This is a genomic window from Rathayibacter sp. AY1B7 (genome assembly GCF_002932735.1).
Lineage (GTDB): Bacteria > Actinomycetota > Actinomycetes > Actinomycetales > Microbacteriaceae > Rathayibacter.
The window spans coordinates 102,759-110,820 of record NZ_PSWK01000010.1; the positions used below are offsets into that span (position 1 = coordinate 102,759).

Genomic DNA, 8,062 nt, shown 5'->3' on the forward strand with positions numbered 1-8,062 from the left:
CGCTCCGCGCATCAGATCGATCGCGCGACCGGCCGGAGAGCACCCGCGGGCCACCCCCGGGGGAATGACTCCGGGACCCGACCGGTTAGCAGTGGGTAGGAAACGAGGTACACATGTCAGACATCCTGATCGACCGCCCCGAGCTCGAGAGCCTGGGCGTCTACGAGTTCGGCTGGTCCGACTCGGACTCCGCCGGAGCCTCCGCGCGACGCGGCATCTCGCCCGAGGTCGTCTCCGACATCTCCGCGCTCAAGAACGAGCCCGCCTGGATGCGCGACCGCCGCATGAAGGCCCTGAAGCTCTTCGAGCGCAAGCCCATGCCGACGTGGGGCGCCGACCTGTCGGATATCGACTTCGACAACATCAAGTACTTCGTCCGCTCCACCGAGAAGCAGGCGCAGACCTGGGACGACCTCCCGGACGACATCAAGAACACGTACGAGAAGCTCGGCATCCCGGAGGCGGAGCGCCAGCGCCTCGTCGGCGGCGTCGCGGCCCAGTACGAGTCCGAGGTCGTCTACCACCAGATCCGCGAGGACCTGGAGGAGCAGGGCGTCATCTTCATGGACACCGACACGGCGCTGCGCGAGCACCCCGAGATATTCGAGGAGTACTTCGGCACCGTCATCCCCGCGGGCGACAACAAGTTCGCGGCGCTGAACACCGCGGTCTGGTCCGGCGGCTCCTTCGTGTACGTCCCCAAGGGCGTCCACGTCGACATCCCGCTGCAGGCCTACTTCCGGATCAACACCGAGAACATGGGCCAGTTCGAGCGGACCCTGATCATCGCGGACGAGGACAGCTACGTCCACTACATCGAGGGCTGCACGGCTCCGATCTACAAGTCGGACTCGCTGCACTCGGCCGTGGTCGAGATCATCGTGAAGAAGAACGCCCGCGTGCGCTACACGACGATCCAGAACTGGTCGAACAACGTCTACAACCTCGTCACCAAGCGCGCGATCGCGCACGAGGGCGCGACGATGGAGTGGATCGACGGCAACATCGGCTCCAAGGTCACGATGAAGTACCCGTCGATCTTCCTGGTCGGCGAGCACGCCAAGGGCGAGACCCTCTCCGTCGCGTTCGCGGGCCCCGGCCAGCACCAGGACGCCGGCGCGAAGATGGTCCACATGGCGCCGTACACGCAGTCGTCGATCGTCTCGAAGTCGATCGCCCGCGGCGGCGGTCGCGCCGGGTACCGCGGCGAGGTCCGGGTGGACGCGAACGCGCACCACTCGGCGAACACCGTGCGCTGCGACGCCCTCCTGGTCGACACCATCTCGCGCTCCGACACCTACCCGGCGATCGACATCCGCGTGGACGACGTGCAGCTCGGCCACGAGGCGACGGTGTCGAAGGTCAGCGAGGAGCAGCTCTTCTACCTGATGTCGCGCGGCCTGCCGGAGGACGAGGCCATGGCCATGATCGTCCGCGGCTTCATCGAGCCGATCGCGCGCGAGCTGCCCATGGAGTACGCCCTCGAGCTGAACAAGCTCATCGAGATGGGGATGGAGGGCAGCGTCGGTTGACGCCCGCCTCCCCCCTCGAAGGGGCGCCCGGACGGGGCGCCCCGCACCCATCGAAAGGAACCACCGCCAGATGACGGTCCCCACGAGCGCCGCGACCCCCGAGATCGACGGCGCGGCCGCCGCTGAGCGCCTGGGCATCAGCGCCCACTCCGACGGGGCGTTCACGCCCGTGCAGACGCGCTCCGAGCGCTTCGCGTCGGCCGACGTCGAGGCCTTCGAGGCCGTCACCGGCCGCGAGATCGCCTGGAAGCTGACCCCCGTCGCCCGCCTCGGCGATCTCATCGACGGCGCGCTCGACGGCTCGCCCGTCCCGGTCGAGCACACGCCGGTGGATGGTGTCGACGTCTCGTGGGTCGGCCGCGACGACCAGCGGATCGGCACTGCCGGCCTCCCCGAGGACCGTGCCGCCGCGAACGCCTGGTCGAGCTTCGAGAAGGCTCTCGCCGTCCGCGTGACGGGAGAGGACGAGAAGGTCGCCACCCTCGTCCGCTCGGGCCTCGGCTCCGCACCCCGCGCCGCGCACACGATCATCGAGGCGGCGCCCTACGCCCGCGCCGTCGTTGTGCTGCAGAACGAGGGGGAGGCCTCCCTCGCGGAGAACGTGGAGATCCTCGTCGGCGAGGGCGCGCAGCTCACCGTCGTCACCGTGCAGGAGTGGGCGGACGACGCCCGGCACCTGGCCAACCACTTCGTGCGGGTCGGACGCGACGCGAAGGTGAAGCACATCGTGGTCACCCTCGGCGGCTCCATCGTCCGGGTGAACCCCTCGGCGCACCTCGTCGAGCGCGGAGCGGACGGCGAGCTCTTCGGCCTGTACTTCGCCGACGGCGGCCAGCACCTCGAGCAGCAGGTGTACGTCGACCACGACGCCCCCGACACCCGCAGCCGCGTGACCTACAAGGGCGCGCTGCAGGGCGAGGGCGCGCGCACCGTCTGGATCGGCGACGTCCTGATCCGCAACAGCGCCACCGGCACCGACAGCTACGAGCAGAACCGCAACCTCGTCCTCTCGGACGGCACGCGCGCCGACTCCATCCCGAACCTCGAGATCGAGACCGGTGACATCGCCGGAGCGGGGCACGCCTCGGCGACCGGCCGCTTCGACGACGAGCAGCTCTTCTACCTGCAGTCCCGCGGGATCCGCGAGGACGAGGCGCGACGCCTGGTCGTGCGCGGGTTCCTCAGCGAGATCGTGCAGCAGATCAAGGTCGCCGAGCTCGAGGACCGCCTGCAGCTCGCGATCGAGGCGGAGCTCGCCGGCAGCGCCGGCCAGACCGGCTCCTCCCGCGGAGCGGCGGTCACCGCATGAGCAACGCCGCGATGATCTGCTCGGTCTCCGAGCTGATCCCCAACCAGGCCATGCGTGTCGAGGTCGACGGAGTCGCGATCGCGGTCGTGCAGGACTCCGCCGGCGAGATCCACGCCATCGGTGACACCTGCACCCACGGTGAGATCTCGCTCTCCGAGGGCTTCGTCGAGGGCGACAGCCTCGAGTGCTGGGCGCACGGCTCCCAGTTCTCCCTCCGCACCGGCACCCCGCTGAACCTCCCGGCCTACGAGCCGGTCCCCGTCTTCGTCGTCGAGATCATCGACGGCGACGTCTACATCGACCCGACCGTCACGAAGGAAGTCTGAATGTCCGTTCTCCAGATCAGCGATCTCCACGTCAGTGTCGAGACCGAGCAGGGGACCAAGCAGATCCTCCGCGGTGTCGATCTCACCATCAACCAGGGTGAGATCCACGCGATCATGGGCCCCAACGGGTCCGGCAAGTCCACCCTCGCGTACACGATCGCGGGACACCCCAAGTACCACGTCGACGGCGGCTCGATCACCCTCGACGGCGTCGAGGTCCTCGACATGTCCGTCGACGAGCGCGCCCGCGCGGGCCTCTTCCTCGCCATGCAGTACCCGGTCGAGATCCCCGGTGTGACCAACACCAACTTCCTCCGCACCGCCAAGACCGCGATCGCCGGCGAGGCGCCCGCCATCCGCACGTGGACGAAGGACGTCAAGTCGGCGATGGCGAACCTCCGCATGGACTCGTCCTTCGCGGCGCGCAACGTCAACGAGGGCTTCTCGGGCGGCGAGAAGAAGCGCAACGAGATCCTCCAGCTCGAGCTGCTCGCCCCGCAGTTCGCCGTCCTCGACGAGACCGACTCCGGCCTCGACGTCGACGCGCTCAAGATCGTGTCGGAGGGCGTCAACCGCGCCCACCAGAGCACCGGTCTCGGCGTGCTGCTGATCACGCACTACACGCGGATCCTGCGCTACATCCAGCCCGACTTCGTCCACGTCTTCGTCGCCGGCCGCGTCGCCGAGCAGGGCGGCAAGGAGCTCGCCACCCGGCTCGAGGACGAGGGCTACGACCGCTTCCTGACCTCGGCGACGGTCTGATCATGGCGGTCACCACTCTCGAGCCGAAGCTCTTCGACCAGGTCGAGGAGGCCCTCAAGGACGTCATGGACCCCGAGCTCGGGGTCAACGTGGTCGACCTGGGACTCATCTACGACCTGGGCTGGGACGACGAGAACGACGCCCTCGTCATCCACATGACCCTCACCTCGGCGGGCTGCCCGCTGACCGACGTGCTCGAGGAGCAGACCGCCGAGTCGCTCGACGGCATCGTCGAGGCGTTCCGGATCAACTGGGTCTGGATGCCGCCGTGGGGTCCCGACCGGATCACCGAGGACGGGCGCGACATGATGCGCGCACTCGGCTTCTCGATCTAGCCGCTGCACACCGACGCCGAAGGGCCGGGAGGAGTCGTCCTCCCGGCCCTTCGGCGTTCCTGTCGTCTTCAGCCGGTCGCGGTCCGTCGTGGAGTCGGAACGGCCGGACGGGTCGACTCCGGCGTCGAGGGCCGTCGTCGTCCCCGCCGGTCGAGTCGGTGGAGTCTCCACCGAGGTCAAGTAGGAGGACCGGGCGGCTCGACCGCTGCTGGACGCCGAAGGGCCGGGAGGTATCGTCCTCCCGGCCCTTCGGCGTCCGTGCGACCGCTCAGCGCGAGCGTCGCGAGAGCATCGCCCAGGCGGTGGGGAGCAGCGCGGCAGCGACCAGCGCCTTGAGCGCGTCGCCGACCAGGAAGGGCACGAGTCCCGCGGAGAGGACGGAGCCGAGGTCGGCTGGCAGCCCCAGCGAGGCGAGGGCGGCGGCCAGCCAGGGCAGGCCGACGAGGTAGATGGTGGCGGTGCCGGCGAGGAAGGTCACCAGCGTGCCGACGACGCGACGGTCCCACTGCCGCTGAGCGAGCCATCCGGTGACGATCGACGCGAGGACGAAACCGACGATGTAGCCGCCGGTGGGACCCGCGAGGACCGCCCAGCCGTGCGAGCCCTCGGTGAAGACCGGGGCGCCGAGAGCGCCGACGAGCGCGTACACGAGCATGGACAGCGCGCCGCGGAGCGCGCCGAGCGTCGTGCCGACCAGGAGGACCGCGAAGGTCTGGCCCGTGAAGGGGACCGGCCACATCGGGATGAACAGCTGCGCCATCGCTGCGGTGAGACCTGCACCCGCGAGCACCAGCAGGGCGTCGGTCGCGACGGAGCGGGTGACGAGCCGGTCGGCGAGGACCGGGCGCGGGAGGGCGGAAGAGGAAGGGGACATGGGTGATCTCCGAGAGTCCTGGTCGCCCGAGAGCGAGGAGCGAGCGCGTCCGCGGTGAGCGGACGTGGATCCGCCCCGCGGCTCAGGAAATATACTAGGGGGCTGCCGCATCGCGGCCCCTTGCCCCACTCCTCCCGAACCGAACGCCATTTCTTGGCGGGAACGGACAGCACTGTGCTCAGCGTGCACGACCTCGAACTCCGAGTCGGCGCCCGACTCCTGATGGAGAACGTCTCCTTCCGGGTGGGCGACGGCGACAAGGTCGGCCTCGTCGGCCGCAACGGGGCGGGGAAGACGACGCTGACCAAGGTCCTCGCGGGCGACCTCATCGCCTCGAAGGGCACGGTCGACCGCGGCGGCGAGATCGGCTACCTCCCCCAGGACCCGCGCTCCGGCGACCCGGAGGAGCTGGCGCGCACCCGCATCCTCGACGCCCGCGGGCTGGGGCAGCTGGTGCTCGGCATGCAGGAGGCGACGGTCGCGATGTCGAGCAGCGACACCTCCGTGAGCGAGGCCGGCATGAAGAAGTACGGCAACCTCACGGACCGCTTCCTCTCCCTCGGCGGATATGCGGCTGAGGCGGAGGCCGCGTCGATCGCGAGCAACCTCAACCTCCCCGACCGGATCCTCGACCAGCCGCTCAAGACGCTCTCCGGTGGCCAGCGGCGCCGCATCGAGCTCGCGCGCATCCTCTTCTCCGACGCGAGCACGCTGATCCTCGACGAGCCGACGAACCACCTCGACGCCGACTCCGTCGTCTGGCTCCGCGAGTTCCTCAAGAACTACCGCGGCGGCTTCATCGTGATCAGCCACGACATCGAGCTGGTCGGCGAGACCGTGAACCGCGTCTTCTACCTCGACGCCAATCGCCAGGTCATCGACGTCTACAACATGAACTGGAAGAACTACCAGCGCCAGCGCGCCGCCGACGAGGAGCGCCGCAAGAAGGAGCGGGTCAACGTCGAGAAGAAGGCCGGCGCCCTCCAGCTGCAGGCCGCGAAGTTCGGCGCGAAGGCCTCGAAGGCCGCAGCGGCGCACCAGATGGTCGCGCGTGCCGAGCGCATGCTCAGCGGGCTCGAGGAGGTCCGCGCGGTCGACCGCGTCGCGAAGCTCCGGTTCCCGACCCCGTCCGCCTGCGGTCGCACCCCTCTGCAGGCTCAGAACCTGTCGAAGAGCTACGGCTCGCTCGAGATCTTCACCGCCGTCGACCTCGCGATCGACCGCGGCTCCAAGGTCGTCATCCTGGGGCTCAACGGAGCGGGCAAGACGACGCTCCTGCGCATCCTGGGCGGCGTGGACCAGCCCGACACCGGAGTGATCGAGGCCGGGCACGGCCTCCGGATCGGCTACTACGCGCAGGAGCACGAGACGATCGACGTCAAGCGCTCGGTGCTCGAGAACATGGTCTCCTCCAGCCCGAACCTCACCGAGACCGAGGCGCGCCGGGTCCTGGGCTCGTTCCTGTTCACCGGGGACGACTCGCACAAGCCGGCCGGGGTCCTCTCCGGCGGAGAGAAGACCCGTCTCGCCCTGGCGATGATCGTGGTCTCGGGCGCGAACGTGCTCCTGCTCGACGAGCCCACCAACAACCTCGACCCCGCGAGCCGCGAGGAGATCCTCGACGCGCTCGCGCACTACGAGGGCGCGGTCGTCCTGGTCAGCCACGACGAGGGAGCCGTCGAGGCGCTGAACCCCGAGCGCGTCCTGATCATGCCGGAGGGCACCGAGGACCACTGGGCGGCCGACTACCTCGACCTGATCACGCTCGCCTAGCGAGCGTCGAGCAGCTCGTCCTCGACCTCGGAGTCGCTGCGTCCGCGGCGTCGGCGGCGCTCCTCGCGCCGCTCCTCGGCCGCCACGACCTCGGGGTCGTCGGCGTTGCGGATGCGGTACTCGTGGCGGATCGCCCAGCCGAGCCCGCCGAAGCCCATGACGGCGAACAGCACCCACTGGATGGCGTAGCTGATGTGCAGGCCCTCGTCGGCGACCGGCTTGATCGCGGCCAGCGGGGGAGCTTCGACCGGCGCCGGCGCCTCGGCGACCAGCAGGCCGTACGCCGAGGTCCGCAGGGGCTCGTCCAGCTGCGCCGACAGGTCGTCGAGCTGGATCGTGGCGATCTGGCCGGCCGGTGCGGAGCGTCCGTCGATCCGTCCCTCCGCGGGCTTCAGGCGGGCGACGACGGTCACCTCCCCCTCGGGCGGCGCGGGGATCGCGTCGGGGGAGTCCTGGGTCGAGCCGACGGGGACCCAGCCGCGGTCGACGACGAACACGCTGCCGTCGTCGAGCCGCAGCGGCGTCAGGATCTCGAAGCCGGGGTTGCCGTTGTAGGGCCGGTTGCGGACGAGGGTCTGCCCCTGCGTCTCGTAGACGCCGGTGACCTCGACCGGGCGGTACTCGAGCGCGTCGTCCCACGTGGAGTCGGCGGGGAGCAGCCCGTCGAGCGCCACCGGGTCGGCGGTCCAGTTCGCGGTGACCAGCCGGTTGGTCGAGGCGGCCTGGTCGAGCCGCGCGACCTGCCAGCGCGAGAGCAGCACGCAGGCGACGGCGAAGACGATCGCGAGAGCGAGGTAGCCGAACCAGCGTCGCGAGAAGACGAAGCGCCAGGAGGGACGGGGCGCGTCGCCGCTCATCGTTCCGCTCCGCGGTCGACCGTGTAGAGCGGCTTCACCTCGAGCGGGAAGCCGCGGGCGAGGAGGAACTCGCGCAGGAACTCCCGGTGCTCGCCGCAGGCCAGCCAGGTCTTCCGACGGTCCTCCGCGTGGATCCTCGGGTTCCTCCACTCGATCGCGAACGTCGCCGTCCGCGGGCAGCCCGCTCGGGAGCAGGCGTGCGCGTCGGGGACCCGGCCGAGCGGGATCACGGCCGGTCTCCCCGCTGGCCGCGATCAAGCCGGTCGCCGACGAGGGCCTGCACAGCAGCTTCGC

9 protein-coding genes are annotated in these 8,062 nt (G+C 69.9%); 6 read left to right on the plus strand and 3 right to left on the minus strand.

Going from position 1 to position 8,062, the window contains the following annotated elements:
* The first annotated feature begins 113 nt into the window (after positions 1–113).
* The 5 genes from sufB (at position 114) to C5C95_RS07795 (ending at position 4,264) form a co-directional block, all read left to right on the plus strand.
* Positions 114–1,532, plus strand: a complete 1,419-nt coding sequence (gene sufB, locus C5C95_RS07775) for a Fe-S cluster assembly protein SufB (RefSeq protein ID WP_104221933.1) — start codon at positions 114–116, stop codon at positions 1,530–1,532.
* A 70-nt stretch (positions 1,533–1,602) separates the two neighbouring features.
* Complete coding sequence (gene sufD / locus C5C95_RS07780; RefSeq protein WP_104324169.1) at positions 1,603–2,841, plus strand: Fe-S cluster assembly protein SufD; 1,239 nt, start codon at positions 1,603–1,605, stop codon at positions 2,839–2,841.
* Positions 2,838–3,167: a non-heme iron oxygenase ferredoxin subunit gene (locus C5C95_RS07785; RefSeq protein ID WP_077222834.1), complete on the plus strand. Its 330-nt coding sequence runs from the start codon at positions 2,838–2,840 to the stop codon at positions 3,165–3,167. Before sufD ends, C5C95_RS07785 begins: the two co-directional genes overlap by 4 nt.
* On the plus strand, positions 3,168–3,929 hold the full coding sequence (gene sufC, locus C5C95_RS07790; protein ID WP_104221937.1) for a Fe-S cluster assembly ATPase SufC: 762 nt from the start codon (positions 3,168–3,170) through the stop codon (positions 3,927–3,929). It abuts the gene before it with no gap.
* A 2-nt stretch (positions 3,930–3,931) separates the two neighbouring features.
* Positions 3,932–4,264, plus strand: a complete 333-nt coding sequence (locus C5C95_RS07795) for a metal-sulfur cluster assembly factor (protein ID WP_104221939.1) — start codon at positions 3,932–3,934, stop codon at positions 4,262–4,264.
* Positions 4,265–4,532: 268 nt separating this feature from the next.
* Here C5C95_RS07795 and C5C95_RS07800 read toward each other — a convergent pair whose 3' ends face one another.
* Entirely contained in the window at positions 4,533–5,138 is a 606-nt protein-coding gene (locus C5C95_RS07800) for a biotin transporter BioY (RefSeq protein WP_104324170.1), read from the minus strand.
* A gap of 174 nt (positions 5,139–5,312) precedes the next feature.
* Here C5C95_RS07800 and C5C95_RS07805 point away from each other — a divergent pair, with 174 nt between their 5' ends.
* Entirely contained in the window at positions 5,313–6,911 is a 1,599-nt protein-coding gene (locus C5C95_RS07805) for an ABC-F family ATP-binding cassette domain-containing protein (protein WP_104221943.1), read from the plus strand.
* Here C5C95_RS07805 and C5C95_RS07810 read toward each other — a convergent pair.
* Positions 6,908–7,768, minus strand: coding sequence for an SURF1 family protein (locus C5C95_RS07810; RefSeq protein ID WP_104324171.1), 861 nt, complete (start codon positions 7,766–7,768; stop codon positions 6,908–6,910). The genes C5C95_RS07805 and C5C95_RS07810 overlap by 4 nt on opposite strands.
* Positions 7,765–7,998 carry a hypothetical protein gene (locus tag C5C95_RS07815; RefSeq protein ID WP_104324172.1) on the minus strand — a complete coding sequence of 78 codons (234 nt, stop codon included), beginning with the start codon at positions 7,996–7,998 and terminating at the stop codon, positions 7,765–7,767. The genes C5C95_RS07810 and C5C95_RS07815 overlap by 4 nt, the downstream gene beginning before the upstream one ends.
* Positions 7,999–8,062 lie beyond the last annotated feature (64 nt).